The organism is Brevundimonas vesicularis (assembly GCF_014204545.1).
Classification (GTDB): Bacteria; Pseudomonadota; Alphaproteobacteria; order Caulobacterales; family Caulobacteraceae; genus Brevundimonas; species Brevundimonas vesicularis_B.
On record NZ_JACHLJ010000004.1, the window covers coordinates 170,802 to 191,601 of the forward strand.

The following is a 20,800-nucleotide window of genomic DNA, read 5'->3' on the forward strand; positions in this document are numbered from 1 at the left end:
TCCTTTCGCAAGCGCCCAATGTGTTGAAACGGCGCCACAGTCGTCACAATCGTAGCTCAAGGGCGGAACCGTGCGCCAGCCACGCCGTTCGGTCCGGTGAATGCTGTGCTAATGCGCAGCTTCGCGCATTCACACAGTGAGGAAGCTATGAAGCTCAAACTTCTCGCCTCCGTTGCCGCCGCCGGACTGTTCGCAGCCGGCGCCGCATCGGCGGAACCCAATGGTTGGTACGGCGCCATCGACGCCGGCTACCACATGATCGACGATATCAACGCTGAATCGTCCACGACCGGCGCCAACTGGAACTGGGAAGTGAACGACGGCTGGGCGGCTTTCGCTCGCCTCGGCTACCGCTTCAACCCGAACTGGCGCGTTGAACTGGAAGGCGGCTACCGTTCGGGCGACATCGGCACCGTGCGCGCCGTCACCGGCACACAGGGCCTGTGCAACCTGACCCCGGCGACGGGCGGCTGCTTCTCGCCCGAAGGCGACATCGAATCCGCCACCCTGATGGCCAACGTCATCTATGACTTCGGCTTCGAATACTGGGGCGTTCGTCCGTTCGTCGGCCTGGGCGCCGGTGTGAACCGCGTCGACACCAACACGATCGGCTCGCTGCGCGCCAACCGTCTGGCCACCTTCGCCGCCGACGACACCTCGACCAAGTTCGCCGCTCAGGCGATCGCCGGTCTGGCCTGGGCCATCGGCGACCGCGCCAACATCGACCTGACCTACCGCTATCTGACGGGCGACGCCAACTTCGCCTCGACGACGGCCGGCACGGGCGCAGGCGCCACGCAGTTCGGCGAATGGGACGGCGACTACGACCAGTCGCACACCGTGACCCTGGGTCTGCGCTACAGCTTCGGTGCGGAAGATGCTCCGCCCCCGCCGCCTCCTCCGCCCCCGCCGCCGCCGCCTCCTCCGCCCCCGCCGCCTCCGCCGGCGCCGGTCGCACAGACCCCGATGCCTCGCCAGTTCGTGGTTTACTTCGACTGGGATCGTTCGGACCTGACCGCGGAAGCCCGTTCGGTGGTGACGCAGGCCGCCAACTACGCCAAGTCGGGTCGTCCGACGCGCGTCCTGATCGTCGGCTACACCGACACCTCGGGTTCGGCCGCCTATAACCTGGGTCTGTCCAACCGTCGTTCGCGCACCGTCGCGGACGCGCTGGTCGCCTCGGGCGTCAACGGCGGCGTGATCGCCCTCGACGGCAAGGGCGAGACCAACCTGGCCAAGCCGACCGCCGACGGTGTGCGCGAACCGCTCAACCGTCGCGCGACCATCGACATCAACTTCTAAGACTTTCGGCCGCTGGTTGGGATCACCCAACCAGCCACCGCGAGGCATGGAAGTCGTCGTTTCGAAGACATCGAGCCGTCGTCGCCCTCGGGGCGGCGGCGGCTTTGATGCTAAAAAACAACGCTCAAAGCGCCACGTTTCAAAATTCCAGGACTTAGGGCGTTTTCGATTGATCGCAAAAGGTGGTCGCGACAAAAGGGCGACGATGCCTCTTGCCAACGAACTCTTCGGTTGCAACGGCCGCGCCGAAGCGGTTTCTCTTGCGTCATTGTACCGGTGGGCATGATGGTCGATGTACGTTCCTCTTCTCGAGTTCTGTCGGCGCGGCGTCGTCGGCGTTATCGATTAAGGGCGGATGACGCCCGACCCAGCGTATCTCTGCGGCTTCGTTCACCGGCGACTTCCCAGCCAACGAAAATTTCTGCGTTCCCTGCGCCACGACAGGGCGGTCGATACGGTCTGTCGGGCCGTCGTTTCCTGATCGTTTCCGCCCCTTTCGGCGCGTTCGGAGCGGCGCTGGCCTCGGTGCTTGAATCGCGCGGGGCGGTCGTCAATCGCATGATCTTCAATGCCGGCGATGCGATGAACTGGCGCAGACCAGGCGGCTTGGTGTTCAAGGGGACGGCCAAATCCTGGACCGATGGTCTGGCGCGCATCGTCGCCGATTTCAGCGACGTCATCGTCTTTGGCGAGGCCGGCGCCTACAACCGCGCGGTTTTGGCGGCAGCCGACACCCTGAACGCTCGTGTCTGGGTTCTGGAAAACGGTTACTTTCGTCCTGATTGGGTCACAGTCGAGCGCAATGGCGTGAACGGCTCCAGCGCGCTGCCACGGTTCCGCGACGGATATCCCGAACCGGCGCCGAAGCTGCCCGAGCCTGTCGCAGTTGGAAAAATCCTGCCGCACCACGTCGCCAACATCAGCGCCTATCATACGGTGCAGGTCGCGGGAAAAGCGTTCTTCCCGAACTATACTGCGCCCTATGTATTCTCACCCCTCAAACAATGTCTGGGCCATATCCGACGCTACGTCAGTCTGGCGTTCCGTCGGCCCGAAAATTGCGACGCCGGCATCATCGGGGCCAGGGGCGAGTTCTTCATCGCCTGTTTGCAACGGGAAGGCGACGCGCAATTGCTGCGCTATTCGCGATACGCCGACAACCGCGCCTTCCTGACCGCCGTCATCAACAGCTTCGCCGCCAAGGCTCCGCCTCAGACACGCCTGGTTGTCAAGAACCATCCGCTGGATCCAGGCCTCGTCAATCTTCGCGCTGTCACGATGCGGCTCGCCCGGGAGCATGGCGTGGCGGGCCGTATCGACTTCATCGACGGCGGCAATCTGGCGGCCCTTTGTCGGACGTCGTTGGGGATGGTCGTCAACAACTCGAGCGCCGCGTTGTCGGCGCTTGGCTTCCACACGCCGGTCAAGGTTCTGGGCGACGCCTTCTTCGACTTCGAGGGTCTGACCGACCAGAAGCCGCTGGATCATTTCTGGCGCGCGCCGGAGGCGCCGGATAGCGACCTGTTCACACGCTTCCGTGCGCACGTGATCGCCCAAAGCCAGGTGAACGGCAACTATCATGAGCCGCACGCCATCGTGCCGACGGCGAACGGCGTCGCGGACATTTTTGAGCGGGCGTCAGCCTAGCCCAACCCTGCAAGGTGTGGCGCCCAGACCACCCTCGGTCTCTGTCACATTGCTGTTACATAACTGTCGCCCAAGATTTCAACATCGGCCCTAGAGGGGGCTGGATTGCGACAGGCGATGGACGTCTGCCGCCCATAGGCCATCGGCGCCGTCCATCTGGGGATAGATGTAATGATTACTCGTAAAAGCCTGATTTGGGCGACTACCGCCCTTGCCGGCTCGCTGGCCTTCGCCGGCGCCGCCTCCGCCCAATCGACCGGCACCGAAGCGACCGAAGTTGGCGAAGTCGTCGTTACCGGGGTTCGCGGACAGCGCACCATTGAAGGTCTTGCAACCGCCGAGACTGTCGCCAAGACGCGCAACACCATTGGCCAGGAATTCATCGCGACCCAGTCGGCCGGCCAAACGATCCTTCAGACCCTCAATCTGACCCCGGGGCTCAGCTTCACCAACGCCGATCCATACGGTTCGTCGGGCGGCAACATCCGTCTGCGCGGCTTCGACGGCAACCGCGTGTCGTTGACCTTCGATGGCATCCCGTTGAACGACACCGGCAACTACGCCACCTACACCAACCAGCAGCTTGATCCCGAACTGATCGAACGCGCCTCGATCAACACCGGGTCGACAGACGTCGACAGCCCGACCGCTTCGGCGACCGGCGGCACGATCAACTACGTCACGCGCCGCCCGGCCGCCGATTTTGGCGGCTGGCTGCAAGGTTCGCTGGGCGACTTCAGCTACAATCGCATCATGGGCTTGATCGATACCGGCGCCGTTGGCCCCTGGGGCACCTCGGCCTGGTTCGCCGCTTCGCACCAGAAGTATGACAAGTTCAAAGGTATCGGCGAACTTGAAAAGACCCAGTACAACGCCCGCATTTACCAGCCGCTGCGCGACAACGGCGACTTCATCTCGCTGGCGGCTCACTGGAACGAGAACCGCAACAACAACTACAATGGCCCGAACCTGGCCACCGCAACCGGCTTCTGCGACGTTGCGCGCACCCAGGTCTGCGTCAGCGACGTCGAAACCAGCCCGTTCGGCTGGGGCGTCGATTTCGATCGCACCTACACCGCGCCGACGGTTCGTCCTGGCGTAGCAGATGTAGATACCAACGGTGCCAACTACTGGGGTTTGCGCATCAACCCGTCCGACACGGGCAACATCCGCGGTCAGTCGCGCTTCACCTTGGCTGACGGCCTGATCCTGACGATCGACCCGTCTTTCTCGTACACCCTCGCCAATGGTGGCTCGCAACAAACTGTGCTGGCCGAGAACGACCTGTTGCTGCGTGGTACCCGTACGACGGGCGGCGTCGACCTTAATGGCGACGGCGACATCCTGGACCGCGTTCGCGTCATGACGCCGTCCAACACCCACACCCAGCGCTACACCCTGAACAGCTCGCTGATCTGGGACCTGAACGACCATCACCGTCTACGCGCGGCCTACGCACTGGATTGGGGTCGTCACCGTCAGACCGGCCTTTACGGCCGTATCGACTTCTCGAACCCGACGAACCCGAGCTTCGTCGATGAGTTTGGCGGCCTGAAGGAAGAAGGCAACCGGGTCGTGAACCTGGACGGCTTCGCCCTGCGCTCGCGTGACCGCCTGTCCTATGCCGAACTGAACCAGTTTTCGGTCGAGTACATCGGTCGCTTCCTGGATGAGGCTCTGACGGTGAGTATCGGCGTCCGCGCGCCGTTCTTCTCGCGTGAACTGAATCAGTTCTGCTACACGCAAAACGCCTCTTCCAACGTGATCTGCACCTCGGAAGTGCCGGCGACGACCTTGGCCAACGGCAATGTGACCTTCGCGGGTCGTGGAACTACCCAATACGTCGCTCCGTACTCGCGCACCGTGAAGTACGACGACGTCCTGCCGAACGTCGGCGCCACCTATAAGTTTGGCGGCGCTCAGTCGATCTACGCCAGCTATTCGGAGTCGCTTTCGGCGCCGCGTACGGACAGCCTCTATGCGGCGACCCGTCTGGCGGACGGCTCGATCGGCAATCCGACCGTGCAACCGGAGACGTCCAAGAACATCGACTTCGGCTACCGCTACACGGCGGGCACGCTGATTGCTCAGGCTTCGGGCTTCTTCAACCAGTTCGATAACCGGATCGTCAGCACCTTCGAGCCGGATCTGGATCAGTTCGTCGATCGCAACGTCGGTTCTGTTGAATCCAAGGGTGTTGAAATCTCGGTGGGTTGGTCGCCGATCCAAGCACTCAGCCTCTACGGTTCGGCCTCGTTCCTGGATAGCGAACTGCAGGACGACTATGTCTACGACCGTGCCGGCAACCGTCTGCAGACCAAGGGCAAGAAGCAGGTTGAAACCCCTGAGCAGATGTATTCGCTGCGTGCGTCCTACCAGTTCAACGACGTCTTCTCGGCCGGCATCCAGGGTAAATACACCGGGGAGCGTTGGGTCACCGATGTCAATGACCTCAAGGTCGACGCCTACACCGTGGTCGATCTGGACGCGCGTTTCGACTTTGCCCCGCTGGGCTTCGAAGGCACCTATCTGCAGTTCAACGTCACCAACCTGTTCGATGAGCAGTACTACAGCACCTTGGGCACTCGCGCGTCGGGCACCCCTGGCCAACTGGGTTATAGCCGCTCGTTCGCCGGCGTCGGCGCGCCTCGCACCATGATGGCGACCCTGCGCTACGCCTTCTGAGGCTTAAGCCAGACTGAAACGACGAAGGGCGGTCCGTTCGCGGGCCGCCCTTTTTCGTGGCTGACGTTGAAGTCGGGGGCGCTTGGGGCCATATGGCGCGGCTCCCAGTTCGGCCCTTCTTGAGGACGCCCGCATGACCGATCCGACTGCTGCCGCCATCCCCGCCGAATGGGCGCCGCACCGCGCCATGTGGGTAGGTTGGCCCAGCCATGCGGAATACTGGTTCGAGGCGCTGGAACAGGCACAGAACGAGGTCGAGGGTCTGGTGCGGGCCTTGGCCGGACCGGGTCGCGAGCAGGTCAAGCTGATGGTCGGCAAGGCCGAGGCTCTGGCCGACGCCCAGGCGCGCTTTGCGGGCGTGGCGAATGTCGAGGTCGTTCCCGGCGAGTTCGGCGACGTGTGGCTGCGCGACACCGGGCCGATCTTTGGCGCGGGATCCAGGACGGCCGCCGCCTTCAAATTCAACGGCTGGGGCGGGAAATACGACATGCCGGGCGACGACCTAGTCGCGGGCCAGATTGGCCGACATGCGGGCGTGGACCTGACCTGGAACGACTTTGTCATGGAGGGCGGGTCGCTGGATCACGACGGGGAGGGGACCGTCCTGACCACGCGCCAGTGCCTGCTGAATCCGAACCGCAATCCCGCCTGGAACCAGGATGAAGCCGTCGCGGCGGCGGCGCTGGAAAAGGCGGTCGGCGCCAAGGTGGTGGTGTGGCTGGGCGACGGTTTGCTGAACGATCACACCGACGGGCACGTCGATAATCTGGCGCGGTTCGTTGCGCCCGGCGTTGTCGCCTGCCCGGTCGCCTGGGGGACGAACGACGTCAACGCCGACGTCTATGACGCGACGGCGCGCGATCTGGCCGCCGTGACCGATGCGGCGGGCCGTCGGCTGAAGGTCGTGCGCATCCCGTCGCCGGGCCTGGTGCTGGACGAGGACGAACGCCCGATCCCGGCCAGCCACATGAACTTCCTGATCGCCAACGGCGCCGTGGTCGTCCCCACCTATGGCGATGCGCGTGCGGCCGACATGGCCTGTCAGGCGTTGAAAGACGCCTTCCCCGATCGCGAGATCATCCCGCTGCCGTCAAACGCCATCCTGACGGGCGGCGGCTCGTTCCACTGCATCTCCCAGCAGGAGCCCGCATGACCCGCACCATCACCGTCGCCGGCATACAGACCTCGTACGGCGAGGACATGCAGGCGAACATCGACAAGACCATCGCCCTCGTGCGCGAGGCGGCGGGGCAGGGCGCGCAGGTCATCCTGCCGTCGGAACTGTTCCAGGGGCCGTATTTCTGCGTCTCGCAAGAGGAGCACTGGTTCAGCCAGGCTTATGAGTGGCGCGAGCATCCGTGTGTTGTGGCCATGGCGCCGGTGGCCAAGGAGTTGGGCGTGGCCATTCCGGTCTCGATCTTCGAGAAGGACGGGCCGCAGTATTACAACTCGCTGGTCATGCTGGACGCGGACGGCGAGGCGCTGGGGATCTATCGCAAGAGCCATATCCCCGACGGCCCCGGCTATCAGGAGAAATACTATTTCCGGCCGGGCGACACCGGCTTCAAGGTCTGGAAGACCCGCTTCGGCAAGGTTGGGGTCGGCATCTGCTGGGACCAGTGGTTCCCGGAAGCGGCGCGGGCGATGATGCTGATGGGCGCCGATGTGCTGATGTATCCGACCGCCATCGGCACCGAGCCGCATGATGCGACCCTGCATACGGCCGAGCCGTGGCGGCGCGCCATGCAGGGCCATGCGGTGTCCAACGCTGTGCCCGTCGTCGGCGCCAACCGGATCGGCCATGAGCGCGTGACCGAGGTCGGCCAGACCTTCTACGGCCATTCCTTTATCGCCGACCAGCAGGGCGAACTGGTCGAGCAACTGGGCGCCGAGGAGGAAGGGGTGCTGGTGCACCGCTTCGATCTGGACGAACTGGACAAATATCGCGCGGCCTGGGGCTTCTTCCGCGATCGCCGGACGGACCTGTATGGGGCGCTGACGGGTAAGGGCTGACCTAGCCCCGCATAGCCTCGACCGCCGCGACCAGTCGGTCAAGGTCCGCCGGCGTCGAAAGCCGGTGATCGCCGCCCTCGATTAGGTCCAGGCGCACGTCGCCGCCGGTCAGGCGCTCGACCAGTTCGACCTGATGTCGCCACGGCACGACGTCGTCGGCGCGACCTTGTAGGACGTGGACCGGCGCAGCGATGTCGATCGCGCCGTACAGCATCAGCCAGTCGCGCGCTTCCTCGAACATGCGCCGCGTCAGGACATATTCGCCCAGACCCTCCTCGACGATCAGGGTTTCGCCCTCGCGCAGGATGGCCTGCCGCTCGTGGTCCGCCAGGCCGGGCCACATCAGCCGTTCGGTGAAGTCCTGGGCCGGATTGACCAGCACCAGGCCCTTGATCCGATCCGGTCGCGCCAGCGTCGCCAGCAGCGAGACCCAGCCGCCCATCGACGATCCAACCGGAATGACCGGCCCCGACAGGCTGTCGATCAGGGCGACGGCGTCCTCGCGCCAGCGGCCGATGGTGGCCTGTCTCCAGTCGCCTGATGACTGGCCATGGGCGAAGTGATCGTAGCGCACGAAGTTCCAGCCGCGTTCGCGCGCGGCGACGTCCAGGGCCAGGGCCTTGGTCCCCTCCATGTCCGAACGAAAGCCGCCGACCCAGATCACGGTCGGGCCGTCGCCGTCGACGCGTTTGAACGCCAGGGTTTCGCCATCGGGGCGGGACAGATGCTGGATGTCGGTCATGGCGCCGTTCTGCCCGGACTTTCCGCCGTCGTCACCCTTGACCGCGACGCGCGATGGCGGAACACAGACCCATGTCCGCACCCCAGGTCCTGTTCGTCACCTCCAATCGCATCGGCGACTGCGTCATCTCGTCGGGCGTGATCCGCGAGATCGCGCGTCAGGTCCCGGGGGCCGAGATCACTGTAGCCTGCGGCCGGCCGCCCGCGCCTTTCTTCCGCAATGCGCCAGGCGTCGTGCGCACCATCGTGCTCGACAAGAAGAAGCTGTCCGGCCACTGGCTCGATCTGTGGAAACAGGTCGTCGGCACGCGCTGGGATCTGGTGATCGACATCCGGGGTTCGGCGCTCAGCTATCTGATCCCGGCGAAGCGGCGCATCGTCTATAACCGCTCCTGGGAGACGGGCCTGCGCAAGGTCGAGATGGTGTCGCGCCTGATGGGTTCGCCGACGCCGCTGGGTCCCGAAATCTTCCTGGACGATCAGGCGCGTGCCGAGGCCGCCGCCGTCATCGATCCGCAGCTCGCGGGCGGCGCGGGTCCCGGCCCGATAATCGCCCTGGCCCCCATCGCGCATCAGCCGGGCAAGAGCTGGCCCGCCGACCGCTGGGGCGCGCTGGTCGAGAAGCTGAAAGCCGAGCCGCGCTTCGACGGCTGGCGCTTCATGCCGGTGGGCGGGCCGGGCGACCGGCCCCCGGCGACCCCGGCTTTGGAGGCGGCGGGGCCGCGCGGCATCGATTTCGTCGGCAAGGGCGACATCCTCGCCTCGGCCGCCGCCATCGGCCGGGCCGATCTGTTCGTCGGCAACGATTCGGGCCTGATGCACGTCTCCGCCGCGCTGGGCCGTCCGACCCTGGGTCTGTTCGGTCCGACCGAGTGGTGGCTGTATGGGCCATGGGGGGCCAAGACGCGCACGGCGGCGTCCAACGAGACGCGCGGCCAGTTCGCGCCGATCGAGGACCTGACGGTGGATCACGTCTTCGACGCGGTGCTGGCGCTGCATGACGCCTACATCGTCGAAACGCCTGCGAACCCTTGAAAAATCGGGGCTCGCGGCGCATATTGCCGGCCTTGAGGGGAACGTGGCGATTGCCGCGTGCATTCGCTCATCACGACATACGCCTTCTCTGACCACATAAGGAAACGACGCCCATTCGCCGTCCCATGCAAGCGCCACCCGTGAAAGACGGGCCGCGTATGAACCAGGATATCCGCGCCCCTCGCGTTCTGCTCATCGACCAGAACGGCGAAAAACAGGGCGTCATGCCCACCTCCGCCGCTCTGGAAGCCGCCGAGGAAGCCGGGATGGACCTGGTCGAGATCGTCTCCACCTCCGAGCCGCCGGTGGCCAAGATCCTCGATTACGGCAAGCACCGTTTCCAGGAACAGAAGAAGAAGGCCGAGCAGCGCAAGCGCCAGAAGGTCGTCGAGCTGAAGGAGATCAAACTCCGTCCGAACATCGACACCCACGACTACGAGGTGAAGGCCAAGGCCATGCATCGCTTCTTTGAGGAAGGCGACAAGGTCAAGGTCACCCTGCGCTTCCGCGGTCGCGAAATGGCCCACCCCGAACTGGGCATGAAGCTGCTGAACAAGGTCCAGGCCGACTTCGACGAAGTCGCCAAGGTCGAGTTCTCGCCCAAGATGGAAGGCCGCCAGATGATCATGATCCTGGCCCCGCGCTGATCGCGATCCATCGCTGAATACGAAACGCCCCGGTCCCGCGACCGGGGCGTTTTTCTTTGCTGGAGAAACGGCTAAGCGTTGGGAATGACGAACGCCGATACGGTCGCTGCGCGCACCCAGCCGCCCAAGCTCAAGACACCGGCGCTGGCCGTGCTGTTTGCGACGGTGTTCATCAATCTGGTCGGGTTCGGGCTGGTGGTCCCGTTGCTGCCGTTCTTCGCCCAGAGCCTGAAGGCCGAGGCGTGGCAGATCACGCTGATGTTCTCGGCCTATTCGCTGGGTCAGTTCTTCGCCGAGCCGTTCTGGGGGCGGTTGTCGGATCGGATCGGTCGAAAGCCCGTGCTGTTGATGACCCTGATCGCCAATGCGCTGGGCTATCTGATGCTGGCCTTCGTGCCCAACATCTGGCTGGCGATCGCGGTCAGGCTGTTCACCGGCCTGGGGGCGGGCAATATCTCTACGGTTCAGGGGTATGTCGCCGATGTGACCCCGCCCGAGCAGCGGGCCGGGCGGATGGGTCTGATCGGGGCGGCGTTCGGCCTGGGCTTCATCGTCGGTCCGGGCTTAGGTGGATTGCTGACGCAGCCGCAGCTGGGACGGTTGGGCTATCAGCTGCCGATCTTCCTGGCGGCGGCGTTGGCGGCGATCGCGGCGGTCGGCGTGGTCGTCTTCCTGCGCGAAAGCCGGGCCAAGGCCGATCCCGCCGCCCCGCGTCCGGCCTTCCTGGCGGGCCTGAAGGATGCGCGCGACAATGCCGTGGTGTCGCGCGTGCTGGTCGTGACCCTGATCTATATGGCCGGGTTTTCGGCGATGGAGAGCGTGTTCGGCCTGTGGTCCGAGAGCCGCTATCAATGGGGCGCGCGCGAGGTGGGGCTCAGCTTCATGATCGTGGGCATCGTCTCCACGCTGAACCAAGGGTTCTTCGCCGGGCGGCTGGCGCGACGGTTCGGCGAATCGCGCGTGCTGGCCACCGGCATGCTGCTGTTTGGAACCTCGCTGGTGTTGCAGGTGCTGGCGCCGGTCGCGTGGTTTCCCGCGACGCGGCTCGAGCTGGGCGCCCTCACGATCCCGGTCGTCCAGGGCTGGATCATTCCGATCGTGATGGCGATCGGCGCGTGCGGCATGTCGCTGGCCATGCCCAACATTTCGGCTATGATCAGCCGCGCCTCGCCGCCTGATCGGCAGGGGGCCATGCTGGGTCTGAACATGGCCTCCAGCTCGGTGGCGCGCATCTTCGGGCCGATGATCGCGGGCGCGCTGTTCTCGGGGCTGGGGCATGACTGGCCCTTCGTGATCGGGGCGCTGCTGACCGTCCCGGCGGCCCTGATGGCGATCAACGCCGGACGCGTCATTCGCAGCGGCGAGGGCGGCGTCAAAGCCCCGGCCTGACTCGTCTTGCAATGGCGGCGCTCTTCACGTAGAAGCCGCGCCTTCGCGTACCGAACCGCCAGGCGAACAGGCATGCCTGGGCGGTTCTTAAACTCTGAGGAAACACCGCACGACGGGCTCAAGCAGCTCGAAGAGCGGTCGCCCCTCAAAAAGGAGACTGAAATGCCGAAACTGAAGACGAAGTCGGGCGCCAAGAAGCGCTTCAAATTCACGGCCACTGGCAAGGTTAAGGCCGGCGTTGCGGGCAAGCGTCACCGCTTGATCAGCCACAACTCGAAATACATCCGCCAGAACCGCGGCACCTCGGTCATGGCCGACGCCGACGCCAAGAAGATCAAATCCTACATGCCGTACGCCTGATCGGCGCGCGCTGTACGACTGATCTCCATCCCAAAGAATTTGAAGGAATAGCGACATGGCTCGCGTTAAACGTGGCGTAACCTCGCACGCCAAGCACAAGAAGGTTCTGGAGCAGGCCAAGGGCTTCTCCGGTCGCCGCAAGAATACCATCCGTACGGCCAAGGCCGCCGTCGACCGCGCCGGGCAATACGCCTATCGCGACCGTCGCGCCAAGAAGCGCAACTTCCGCGCCCTGTGGATCCAGCGCATCAACGCCGCCGCTCGTCTGGAAGGCTTCACCTACAGCCAGTTCATCAACGGCCTGAACAAGGCCGGCATCGAACTGGACCGCAAGGTTCTGGCCGCGATCGCCGCTGACGCGACCGGCTTCAAGGCCGTCGCCGACAAGGTCCGCGCCGCCCTGGCGTAAGAGCTGCGCTCAAGCCGCGAGCGACCGCGTCGCGAGCGTAGCGCACTAAGAATGACGCCCGCTCCGGTTTCCGGGGCGGGCGTTCTTCGTTTCAGGCCGCCTTGGGGACATGCGATGCCTGGCTTTGCGCCAGCACCATGCGGATGGCGTTCAGCAGGGCGTCGGGCTGGATCGGCTTTTGCGCCACCCCGTTCATGCCGGCGGCGATATAGTCCAGCTCGTCGCGCTCGTCGGCGTTCGCCGTCAGGGCCAGGATGGGCAGGGCGCTGGCCGGGCCGGGCAGGGCGCGGATGGCCCGCGTCGCGGCGACGCCGTCCATCACCGGCATCTTGATGTCCATCAGGGCAAGGTCGAACGGACGCGCGCTGACGGCGTCCACCGCCTCGCGCCCGTTCTCGGCCATCTCGCAGGTGCAGCCGAACATCTCCAGCAGCTTGCCGGCGACGAAGCGGTTGGTGGCGTTGTCGTCCACCACCAGCACATGAAGGGTCTCGTGCGGCGTCGGCTCGGCCATGGCGGGGGCTGGCGCCGCGCTCTCGGTCGCGACGCGCAGCGGCAGGCGCACCTGAAAGCGCGCGCCGCCCTGGGGCGAGGCGCCAAGCGAGATCGCGCCGCCCATCCGTTCGGCGATCTGTCGGCAGATGGCCAGGCCCAGGCCCGCGCCCGCGCCCTCGCGCCCGGCCTTTCCGGTGTTGAAGGGATCAAAGATGGTCGCGGCCGCCGCCTCGGGCACGCCGGGGCCGCTGTCGTCCACGGTGAAGATGACCTCGCCGTCGGATCGACTCTCGATCACGGCGACGACCTCGCCCGTCTGGGTGAACTTCAGCGCATTGCCGATCAGGTTGTTCAGCAACTGCTTCAGCCGCATCCCATCGGCCTGAACGCAAGGAACGGCCAGGTCAGTGCGGATGGTCAGACCGAGCGCCTTTTCGTCGGCCCGCGCGCGCCACAGGGCGTCGATGTCGAACGCGACGGCCGACAGGTCCAGCGGCTCCTCCTCCAGCGTCAGCATGCCGGCCGAGGCGCGCGACATGTCCAGCGCGTCGGTCAGCAGCCGCAGCAGGCTTTGGCCCGAATCGATCACGGTGCGGACGTAGGGGCGCAGCTCTTCCTGCTCCAGCTTCTTGTCCATCAGGGCCGCGACGCCCAGCACGCCGTTCAGGGGCGTACGAATCTCATGGCTCATCACCGCCAGGAACTCGGACTTGGCGCGGCTGGACGCGACGGCTTCGGCTTCCGCCACCGCCAGGTTGCGAGCCAGGGCGCTCATTTCCTCGGCCCGCTGGCGGTGCAGGGCCGCGCCGGCCTGAACCACCTGCAGCGCCGTGCCGACGCCGACGTATCGGCCGCGCGCCACTACGATGAAGCCCGTCAGCAAGGCGCCCAGTTCCGCGGCCCCGTAAGCCTGGAAGAAGGCCTCGGCGCTGGTCGCCGCCTCCGCCACCGGCGCATTGCGGTCCATCAGGCTTTCGGCGGGCTTTCGGGCATAAAGGGCGCGTCCGAACTCGGCGGCCATCCTCAGGGTGAAGGCGTTGCGTTCGATGATGCCGAGGGGCTGGCCATCATCATCGACAACGGCCAGGGCCAAGGTGTTCGGCTCGGTCTGGAACCGCTCGAACACATCGGCGCCCGGCGTGGACGGGGCCACGGGAGCGATCAAGTCGACGAAATCACCGATCAGCGGCATCAAGGTCCTCGCAAGTCCGGGGGCCTCATTAGCCGGTGATATTTAACGCCAGCTTTGCCGTTCATGAACCTTTCGCGGCGGGTTTTCGACAGTCGATCCGTGGGCGGATGGAAAGTTCCGATTGCGCGCGATATTCCCTCGCGGACGCGACTTCGATAGCCTCGCCGCATGATGCGCACCCTGATCTGCGGCCTGGCTGCCGCCCTCGCCCTGATCACTCCCGCCGCCGCGCAGGACCGACGCGTCGCCGTGACCTTCGACGACCTGCCGTTCCAGGCGGACGTCGCGACCCTGTGCGATCCGGCGCGTCTGATGACGATCACCCAGGATTTCGTCGCCATGCTGAAGCCGCTGGACACGCACGGCGCAGCCTTCGTCAATGCGGGCAAGGTGTGCGAGGCCGAGCGCGCTGTGATCCTGCCGCGCGTGCTGAACGTCTGGCTGGACGCTGGTCTGGACCTGGGCAATCACACCAATACCCATCTGAACATCCATCGCACGACGGTCGAGGCCTATCTGGCCGACGTGGACGCCGGGGCGCCGATCTTGCGCGACGTGCTGGCGGCGCGAGGCCAGTCCTTGCGCTGGTTCCGCCACCCCTATCTGTTCACCGGCGAAACGCAGGAAAAGCATGACGCCATCGCCGCCGGCTTGGCCCAGCGCGGCTATACGATCGCGCCTGTGACCCTCGACAACAACGACTGGATGTTCGCCGACGTCTATCGCAAGGCCGAGCAGATTGGCGATCAGGCGCTGATGCAGCGTATCGGCCAGGCCTATGTGGCGCATATGGCGACGGTGCTGGATTTCTTCGAACCCTACAGCGCCGAGGTGGCCGGCGGGCGTGAACCGGCGCAGGTGCTGCTGCTGCACGCAAACACTCTGAATCAGGCCTGGTATCCGCACATCCACGCCCTGTATCTGGCCCGCGGTTATCGCTTCGTGCCGCTGGAAGAGGCGCTGGCCGATCCGATCTACGGCCATGCCGACACCTATGTCCGCGCCAACGGGATCTCATGGCTGCATCGCTGGATGCAGACCGACGGCCGGGCCATCCGCTGGGAGCCGGAACCGCCCGCCTGGATCGTTGCGGCCAACAAGGCGCCGGCGTCGGAACTTCAGGCCATCGCATCGGCCCCTTGAAGGGTGACGAACGCGCGCGAGAACGCTAAGGCACAGCGCAAATGACCGATCTCGCCACACTCGAACTCGACCTGATCAACGCCATCGGCGGCGCGGAAACCGTCGCCGCCCTGGAAGAGGTGCGCGTCGCCGCCCTGGGCAAGTCCGGCTCCGTCTCCGGCCTGCTGAAGGGCATGGGCGCCCTGAGCCCTGACGAACGCCGCGAACAGGGGCCGATGATCAACGGCCTGCGCGACCGCGTCGCCGCAGCCATCGCCGCGAAGAAGACCGCGCTGGAAGCCGCCGAACTGGACGCCCGCCTGCTGGCCGAACGCATCGACCTGACCCTGCCGGCGCGTCCGCGCAGGAAGGGCGGGGTTCACCCCACCATGCAGGTGATGGACGAGATGATCGCCCTGTTCGCCGAGATGGGCTTCGCCGTGGCCGAAGGTCCCGACATCGAGGACGACTTCCACAACTTCACCGCCCTGAACTTCCCGCCCAAACATCCGGCGCGGGAGATGCACGACACCTTCTTCCTGAAGCCGGACCCCGAGACGGGCGAGCGCAAGGTGCTGCGTACCCACACGTCGCCGGTTCAGGTTCGCACCATGATGAGCCAGAAGCCGCCGATCCGCATCGTCGCGCCGGGTCGCACCTTCCGCAAGGATTCCGACGCCACCCACACGCCGATGTTCCACCAGATCGAAGGCCTGGTGATCGATCGTGACATCCACATGGGCCACCTGAAGACCACGCTTCAGACCTTCATCGCCCGCTTCTTCGAGTTGGACGCGGTCCAGGCGCGGTTCCGTCCGCACCACTTCCCCTTCACCGAGCCCTCGGCCGAGATGGACATCCGCTGCGACCGGTCGGGCGGGAAACTGGTGTTCAACACCGGCGACGACTGGCTGGAGATTCTGGGTTGCGGGATGGTGCATCCCAATGTGCTCAGGAACTGCGGCATCGACCCCGACGAATATCAGGGCTTCGCCTTCGGCATGGGCGTGGATCGGCTGGCCATGCTGAAATACGGCGTGCCCGACCTGCGCCCCATGTTCGACGCCGACACCCGCTGGCTGTCCCACTACGGCTTCTCGGCCTTCGCCGCCCCCAACCCGGCCTCGGGCCTGAGCTGAACGAGTTTCAAGATGACCGATCAAACTGAAACGCCGATGTCGGCCGAAGAAAAATTCGGCCGCGAACTGGTAGCCCGCACGACCTTTGAAAAGGAAGCCGTTTGGCTGCCGTCTTTGGCTGTTCACCACATGAACGCCGGCAAGACCTTCATCGAGGACAAGACGTTCACGAACTGTCTGATCGAAGGACCAGCTGTCATGGCCGTCATGAACGGCACGACATTCGACAGCTGCAACATGGGCGTGGCGTCCAATCCGCGCACGCTGCTGCTTCAGCCCATGGGCGACATGATCGCAGGTGTCGTGGGCATGTCCAACTGCCGCTTTGTCCGCTGCCGCTTCGTTCAGGTTGGCTTTACCGGCGCCCCGGATCTGCTTGAGCAGATCGAGGCCGACCTCCTCAGCGCACGGGAGACCCAAGCATGAGCCGGCTGCCGATCAATCGTCCGATGAGCGTCGCCAAGTCTCTGACACAGGTGGATTTCGTCGATGTCGATATCAATCTGTACGACCTGTACACTGCGCACCAGCAGCAGGGCGCCATCGTCGGGCGAACCTTCACCGGATGCCGGCTTCAGGGCCCCGCAATCGTCTTGATCGGGCCAGGCACGACGTTCGACGAGACGAACTTTGGCGACTCGCGGGGCGGGATGAAAAACCTGCTGCTTCAGCCTATGGGAGACAAGGCGCTGGGTACGGTGCCGATGCACAACTGCACCTTCGTAGGCTGCGAATTCTACAATGTCGGCTTCACCGGAGCCGCCGAAATTCTAGAGCAACTGGCGGCCGTTCCGACGGTGGCGGGGCCGGCGGCATGAAGTTCACCCTGTCCTGGTTGAAGGACCACCTCGAAACCGAGGCGGATGTTCAGCAGATCGCCGAGGCCATGACCATGGCCGGGCTGGAGGTCGAGGAGGTGCTCGACCCCGCCGCCAAATTGGCGCCCTTCACCGTGGCCAAGATCGTCTCGGCCGAGCGGCATCCCAACGCCGACCGGCTGCAGGTCTGCCAGGTCGAGACTGTCGACGGGATGAAGGAGATCGTCTGCGGCGCGCCGAACGCGCGGGCGGGCCTGACCACCATCTACGCCCCCATCGGCGCCTATGTGCCGGGCCTGGGCGTGACCCTGGTCGAGAAGCCGGTGCGTGGCGTGGTGTCGAACGGCATGTTGTGCTCGGCCTCCGAGCTCGAGCTGTCGGATGAGAGCGACGGCATTCAGGAACTGCCGCCGGAAATCCCTGTCGGCACGCCGGTCGCCGGTCTGTTCGGCGCCGAGCCGGTCATCGATTTCGAGGTCACGCCGAACCGGCCCGACTGGCTGGGCGTCGCCGGCATCGCCCGCGATATGGCGGCCGCTAGCGTCGGCAAGCTGAAGCATTTCGACATCGCCGTGGTGCGCGGGGCCTTCCCCTCGCCGATCAGCGTGCGGCTGGACGCGCCGGAGATGTGCCCGGTCTTCGCCGGCCGCGTCATCCGCGGCGTCAAGAACGGGCCGTCGCCGGCCTGGCTGCAGAAGCGCCTGACGGCTATCGGCCTGCGCTCCATCAACCGTCTGGTCGATGTGACCAATCTGATCGCCTACGACCGCGCTCGCCCGCTGCACGTCTATGACGTCGCCAAGCTGTCGGGGACCGCGATCGTGGTGCGGGCGGGGCAGGTTTCGGCCGCGACCGGCGAGCACGAACATCTGATCGCCCTGGACGGCAAGACCTACGCCGCGTCCGCAGCCGACTGCGTCATCGCCGACGCCGCGGGCGAGCGACCCATCGGCCTGGGCGGCGTCATGGGCGGCGAGAGCACCGGCTGCGACGAGACCACCACCGACGTCTTCCTGGAAAGCGCCTGGTTCGACCCGCTGGTCATCGCCCAGACCGGCCGTGCGCTGGGCATCCATTCCGACGCCCAGTACCGGTTCGCGCGCGGCGTCGATCCGGTCTCGGTCACGCCGGGTCTGGAACTGGCCACGCGACTGATCCTGGACCTGTGCGGCGGCGAGCCGTCGGACATCGTCTTCGTCGGCGAACCGCCGGCGGGCCCGGCGCCCTTCGCCTTCGACCCCGCCTATGTGAAGCGCCTCAGCGGCATGGATCTGGCCGACGACCGGATCGGGACCATCCTGGGTCAGCTCGGCTTCCTGGTTCAGGCCGCGCCGGCCGGTCAATCCGAGCCCTGGCTCGTCACTCCGCCGTCGTGGCGTCGCGACGTCGAAGGTCCGGCCGATCTGGTGGAAGAGGTTGCGCGGATCGAGGGCTTCGACAGCCTGCCCGATACGCCCCTGCCCGAGGTCGCTCGCCCCGCTGGCGGCGTGCTGAGCCCCCGCCAGGCCCGCGTCCGCACCGCACGTCGCGCCCTGGCGGCCCTCGGTTACGCCGAGGCCGTCACCTGGTCCTTCACCAAACAATCGACCGCAGCCCTGTTCGGTGGCGGGGATGATCGGCTGGTGCTGGAGAACCCCATTGCGGCCGATCTGGACTGCATGCGGCCCTCGGCCCTGCCGAACCTGGTCCAGGCGGCGGCGCGCAACGCCGCGCGCGGTTTCGCAGACGCCGCCCTGTTCGAGATCGGCCCCATCTATCTGGGTGACGGGCCGGCGGATCAGCGCACGGTCATCGCCGGCCTGGTCGCCCCGCACGCCGCCCGTCACTGGGCCGGCGCCGGTGAGGACGCTCTGTTCGCGCTCAAGGGCGACCTGACCACTTTGCTGGAAGAGATCGGCGCCCCGGTGGCCTCGCTGCAACTGGTCCAAGGCCAGAACCGCGACTGGTGGCACCCCGGCCGTTCGGCCCGGCTGCAACTGGGCCCCAAGAATGTGATGGTCGAGTTCGGCGAACTGCATCCGCGCGTTCTGAAGGCGCTGGATGCTGACGGTCCGATCCTTGCCTTCGAAATCGTGCTGGACAATGTGCCGGAGCCACGCGGCAAAAACGGCAAGGCGCGCGGGTCGGCGGACCTGTCGGCCCTCATGCCCCTGACGCGCGACTTCGCCTTCGTGGTCGAGGACGCCAAACCGGTCGGCGATCTGGTCCGGGCCGCGACGGGCGCCGACAAGGCCCTGATCGCCGACGTGTGGGTCTTCGACGTCTATCGCGGCAAGGGCGTGGACGACGGCTTCAAGTCCGTCGCCCTGGAAGTCGTGATCCAGCCGCGCGAAGCCACCCTGACCGAAGCCGAGATCGAGGCCTTGACCGCCAAGGTCGTTGGAGCGGTCGAAAAGCAGGGCGGCAAGCTGCGGGCTTGAGGGAGCGCAGCGCCGTCTTTCGGGCGGCGCGGGGGACATAGGCGATGACGACGGAACCTCAGGCGGCCCAACCGGATCGCGGCCATCTGCTGCGCGTCCTGGGCGTGACGTTCGGCGTCGCCGTCGTGGTCGGCGGCGTCATCGGTCAGGGTATATTGCGCACCCCCGGCGTGGTCGCCGAGGGGGTTCAGAACCCCACGATCATCATCGCCCTGTGGTGCGTCGCCGGTCTGGTCGCCTGGATCGACGCCATGTCGACCGTCGAACTGGCCGCCTCGATCCGCAAGACGGGCGGCCCCTATATCTTCGCCCGTCGCGCCTTCGGGTCTTTGACCGGCCTCGCCGTCGGCGTTTGCGACTGGCTGGGCAATATGGGCGGCATCGCCTTCATCGCCGTGGTCTTCGGCGAATATCTGCATCGCTTGGGCGTCGCGACCAGCGTGCCCATCGGCGTCCTCGCTCTGTTGATCGTGGTCGTGGTGGGCAGCGTCCAATGGCTGGGCACCAAGATCGGCGGCCGCTCGCAGGAGATCGGTAGCGCGGTCAAGGCGGCCCTGTTCACCGTGCTGATCATCGGCCTGTTCCTGGCGCCGCGCGGCGCGCCCGTGGCCACCGAGATCGCGCCGGCGACGGCAGCGGCCCTGACCTTCGGCGGCATCGTCATGGCCCTGCGGGCGATTTCCGGCACCTATTACGGCTGGAACAGCGCCTCCTATTTCTGCGAAGAGGTCGTCGATCCGGGCCGGACGATCGCGCGGGCGACCTTCTCGGGCATCGCTGTGGTGACGGTGATCTATGTGCTGGCCAACCTGGCCTATCTGAACGTCCTGACGCCGGCCGAGATGGCCGGGTCGAACCTCGTCGCGGCGGATGCGGCCGGTCGGGTGTTCGGCGATGTCGCCGGCCCCATCGTCACGGCCATCTCGCTGGTGTCGCTGGTGACGATCATTAATGCGATGGTGATGGTGTTTCCGCGCGTCCTGTTCGCCATGGCGCGCGAGTATCATGTGTCCGCCCTGACCCGGGTCGCGGCCAACGGCACGCCGCGGCTGGCCCTGATCGCGACGGTGCTGGCGGGCGGGCTGCTGGCGACCATCGGGGTCTATGAGACCCTGCTGACCTTCTCGACGTCGCTGCTGGCGCTCATGAGCGTGCTGGTCAACGCGGCCGTCATCGTCCTGAGGGTGCGCGAGCCAAATCTGGAACGGCCTTGGAAAATGCCGTTCTATCCCCTGCCGGCGATCATCGCCCTGGCGATCAATACGACCCTGTTCGTGATCTTCGTGGTTGAGGATCCTTTGACGGCTGGAAAGGCGTTCGGAACCCTCGCCGTCCTGATCGGTCTCGCCTGGCTGGTCATCCGCCGCAAGCGCTTCCAAGCTTGAT

At 65.7% G+C, this 20,800-nt stretch carries 18 protein-coding genes; 16 read left to right on the forward strand and 2 right to left on the reverse strand.

The annotated features are described in order from the left end of the window. Positions 1-147 precede the first annotated feature (147 nt). The 5 genes from HNP47_RS14955 (at position 148) to aguB (ending at position 7,647) form a co-directional block, all read left to right on the forward strand. Positions 148-1,302, forward strand: coding sequence for an OmpA family protein (locus HNP47_RS14955; RefSeq protein WP_184280181.1), 1,155 nt, complete (start codon positions 148-150; stop codon positions 1,300-1,302). Positions 1,303-1,827: 525 nt separating this feature from the next. Next, positions 1,828-2,949, forward strand: a complete 1,122-nt coding sequence (locus HNP47_RS14960) for a capsular biosynthesis protein (protein WP_184280182.1) — start codon at positions 1,828-1,830, stop codon at positions 2,947-2,949. 171 nt (positions 2,950-3,120) lie between these two features. After that, positions 3,121-5,634: a TonB-dependent receptor gene (locus HNP47_RS14965; protein ID WP_184280183.1), complete on the forward strand. Its 2,514-nt coding sequence runs from the start codon at positions 3,121-3,123 to the stop codon at positions 5,632-5,634. Positions 5,635-5,767: 133 nt separating this feature from the next. Then, entirely contained in the window at positions 5,768-6,787 is a 1,020-nt protein-coding gene (locus tag HNP47_RS14970) for an agmatine deiminase family protein (protein WP_184280184.1), read from the forward strand. Beyond that, the gene (gene aguB, locus HNP47_RS14975) at positions 6,784-7,647 is read left to right on the forward strand and encodes an N-carbamoylputrescine amidase (RefSeq protein WP_184280185.1); all 864 of its coding nucleotides are present in this window, start codon (positions 6,784-6,786) and stop codon (positions 7,645-7,647) included. Before HNP47_RS14970 ends, aguB begins: the two co-directional genes overlap by 4 nt. Before the next feature lies 1 nt (position 7,648). Here aguB and HNP47_RS14980 read toward each other — a convergent pair whose 3' ends face one another. Further along, positions 7,649-8,389 carry an alpha/beta fold hydrolase gene (locus HNP47_RS14980; RefSeq protein WP_184280186.1) on the reverse strand — a complete coding sequence of 247 codons (741 nt, stop codon included), beginning with the start codon at positions 8,387-8,389 and terminating at the stop codon, positions 7,649-7,651. A gap of 71 nt (positions 8,390-8,460) precedes the next feature. Here HNP47_RS14980 and HNP47_RS14985 point away from each other — a divergent pair, with 71 nt between their 5' ends. From HNP47_RS14985 to rplT, 5 genes are all read left to right on the forward strand, one after another. After that, a complete protein-coding gene (locus HNP47_RS14985; protein ID WP_184280187.1) occupies positions 8,461-9,423 on the forward strand; it encodes a glycosyltransferase family 9 protein in 963 nt (320 codons plus the stop codon). A gap of 125 nt (positions 9,424-9,548) precedes the next feature. Continuing rightward, on the forward strand, positions 9,549-10,070 hold the full coding sequence (gene infC / locus HNP47_RS14990; RefSeq protein ID WP_055752751.1) for a translation initiation factor IF-3: 522 nt from the start codon (positions 9,549-9,551) through the stop codon (positions 10,068-10,070). Positions 10,071-10,154: 84 nt separating this feature from the next. Further along, the gene (locus tag HNP47_RS14995; RefSeq protein ID WP_184280188.1) at positions 10,155-11,459 is read left to right on the forward strand and encodes an MFS transporter; all 1,305 of its coding nucleotides are present in this window, start codon (positions 10,155-10,157) and stop codon (positions 11,457-11,459) included. Positions 11,460-11,621: 162 nt separating this feature from the next. Beyond that, positions 11,622-11,819, forward strand: coding sequence for a 50S ribosomal protein L35 (rpmI, locus tag HNP47_RS15000; protein ID WP_003166435.1), 198 nt, complete (start codon positions 11,622-11,624; stop codon positions 11,817-11,819). 55 nt (positions 11,820-11,874) lie between these two features. Beyond that, on the forward strand, positions 11,875-12,228 hold the full coding sequence (gene rplT, locus HNP47_RS15005) for a 50S ribosomal protein L20 (protein WP_017506327.1): 354 nt from the start codon (positions 11,875-11,877) through the stop codon (positions 12,226-12,228). 91 nt (positions 12,229-12,319) lie between these two features. Here rplT and HNP47_RS15010 read toward each other — a convergent pair whose 3' ends face one another. Continuing rightward, positions 12,320-13,915, reverse strand: a complete 1,596-nt coding sequence (locus HNP47_RS15010) for an ATP-binding protein (protein ID WP_184280189.1) — start codon at positions 13,913-13,915, stop codon at positions 12,320-12,322. Positions 13,916-14,083: 168 nt separating this feature from the next. On the opposite strand from HNP47_RS15010, the gene HNP47_RS15015 reads away from it, so the two are divergent. Genes HNP47_RS15015 through HNP47_RS15040 form a run of 6 tightly spaced genes read left to right on the forward strand, consistent with a single transcriptional unit; the run spans position 14,084 to position 20,799 of the window. Further along, positions 14,084-15,058, forward strand: a complete 975-nt coding sequence (locus HNP47_RS15015; RefSeq protein ID WP_184280190.1) for a polysaccharide deacetylase family protein — start codon at positions 14,084-14,086, stop codon at positions 15,056-15,058. A 41-nt stretch (positions 15,059-15,099) separates the two neighbouring features. Continuing rightward, entirely contained in the window at positions 15,100-16,176 is a 1,077-nt protein-coding gene (gene pheS, locus HNP47_RS15020; RefSeq protein ID WP_184280191.1) for a phenylalanine--tRNA ligase subunit alpha, read from the forward strand. A gap of 36 nt (positions 16,177-16,212) precedes the next feature. Next, entirely contained in the window at positions 16,213-16,602 is a 390-nt protein-coding gene (locus HNP47_RS15025; RefSeq protein WP_184280192.1) for a hypothetical protein, read from the forward strand. Beyond that, a complete protein-coding gene (locus HNP47_RS15030) occupies positions 16,599-16,994 on the forward strand; it encodes a hypothetical protein (RefSeq protein ID WP_184280193.1) in 396 nt (131 codons plus the stop codon). The genes HNP47_RS15025 and HNP47_RS15030 overlap by 4 nt, the downstream gene beginning before the upstream one ends. Further along, complete coding sequence (pheT, locus tag HNP47_RS15035; RefSeq protein ID WP_184280194.1) at positions 16,991-19,414, forward strand: phenylalanine--tRNA ligase subunit beta; 2,424 nt, start codon at positions 16,991-16,993, stop codon at positions 19,412-19,414. Before HNP47_RS15030 ends, pheT begins: the two co-directional genes overlap by 4 nt. Positions 19,415-19,458: 44 nt before the next feature. Beyond that, a complete protein-coding gene (locus HNP47_RS15040; protein ID WP_184280195.1) occupies positions 19,459-20,799 on the forward strand; it encodes an APC family permease in 1,341 nt (446 codons plus the stop codon). Position 20,800: the final 1 nt, after the last annotated feature.

Bases quoted from the DNA above. Each gene is read 5' to 3' on its own strand.
- HNP47_RS14955 (WP_184280181.1), top strand. From the start codon at position 148: ATGAAGCTCAAACTTCTCGCCTCCGTTGCCGCCGCCGGACTGTTCGCA.
- HNP47_RS14965 (WP_184280183.1), top strand. From the start codon at position 3,121: ATGATTACTCGTAAAAGCCTGATTTGGGCGACTACCGCCCTTGCCGGC.
- HNP47_RS14970 (WP_184280184.1), top strand. From the start codon at position 5,768: ATGACCGATCCGACTGCTGCCGCCATCCCCGCCGAATGGGCGCCGCAC.
- aguB (WP_184280185.1), top strand. From the start codon at position 6,784: ATGACCCGCACCATCACCGTCGCCGGCATACAGACCTCGTACGGCGAG.
- HNP47_RS14980 (WP_184280186.1), bottom strand. From the start codon at position 8,389: ATGACCGACATCCAGCATCTGTCCCGCCCCGATGGCGAAACCCTGGCG.
- HNP47_RS14985 (WP_184280187.1), top strand. From the start codon at position 8,461: ATGTCCGCACCCCAGGTCCTGTTCGTCACCTCCAATCGCATCGGCGAC.
- infC (WP_055752751.1), top strand. From the start codon at position 9,549: ATGCAAGCGCCACCCGTGAAAGACGGGCCGCGTATGAACCAGGATATC.
- HNP47_RS14995 (WP_184280188.1), top strand. From the start codon at position 10,155: ATGACGAACGCCGATACGGTCGCTGCGCGCACCCAGCCGCCCAAGCTC.
- rpmI (WP_003166435.1), top strand. From the start codon at position 11,622: ATGCCGAAACTGAAGACGAAGTCGGGCGCCAAGAAGCGCTTCAAATTC.
- rplT (WP_017506327.1), top strand. From the start codon at position 11,875: ATGGCTCGCGTTAAACGTGGCGTAACCTCGCACGCCAAGCACAAGAAG.
- HNP47_RS15010 (WP_184280189.1), bottom strand. From the start codon at position 13,915: ATGCCGCTGATCGGTGATTTCGTCGACTTGATCGCTCCCGTGGCCCCG.
- HNP47_RS15015 (WP_184280190.1), top strand. From the start codon at position 14,084: ATGATGCGCACCCTGATCTGCGGCCTGGCTGCCGCCCTCGCCCTGATC.
- pheS (WP_184280191.1), top strand. From the start codon at position 15,100: ATGACCGATCTCGCCACACTCGAACTCGACCTGATCAACGCCATCGGC.
- HNP47_RS15025 (WP_184280192.1), top strand. From the start codon at position 16,213: ATGTCGGCCGAAGAAAAATTCGGCCGCGAACTGGTAGCCCGCACGACC.
- HNP47_RS15030 (WP_184280193.1), top strand. From the start codon at position 16,599: ATGAGCCGGCTGCCGATCAATCGTCCGATGAGCGTCGCCAAGTCTCTG.
- pheT (WP_184280194.1), top strand. From the start codon at position 16,991: ATGAAGTTCACCCTGTCCTGGTTGAAGGACCACCTCGAAACCGAGGCG.
- HNP47_RS15040 (WP_184280195.1), top strand. From the start codon at position 19,459: ATGACGACGGAACCTCAGGCGGCCCAACCGGATCGCGGCCATCTGCTG.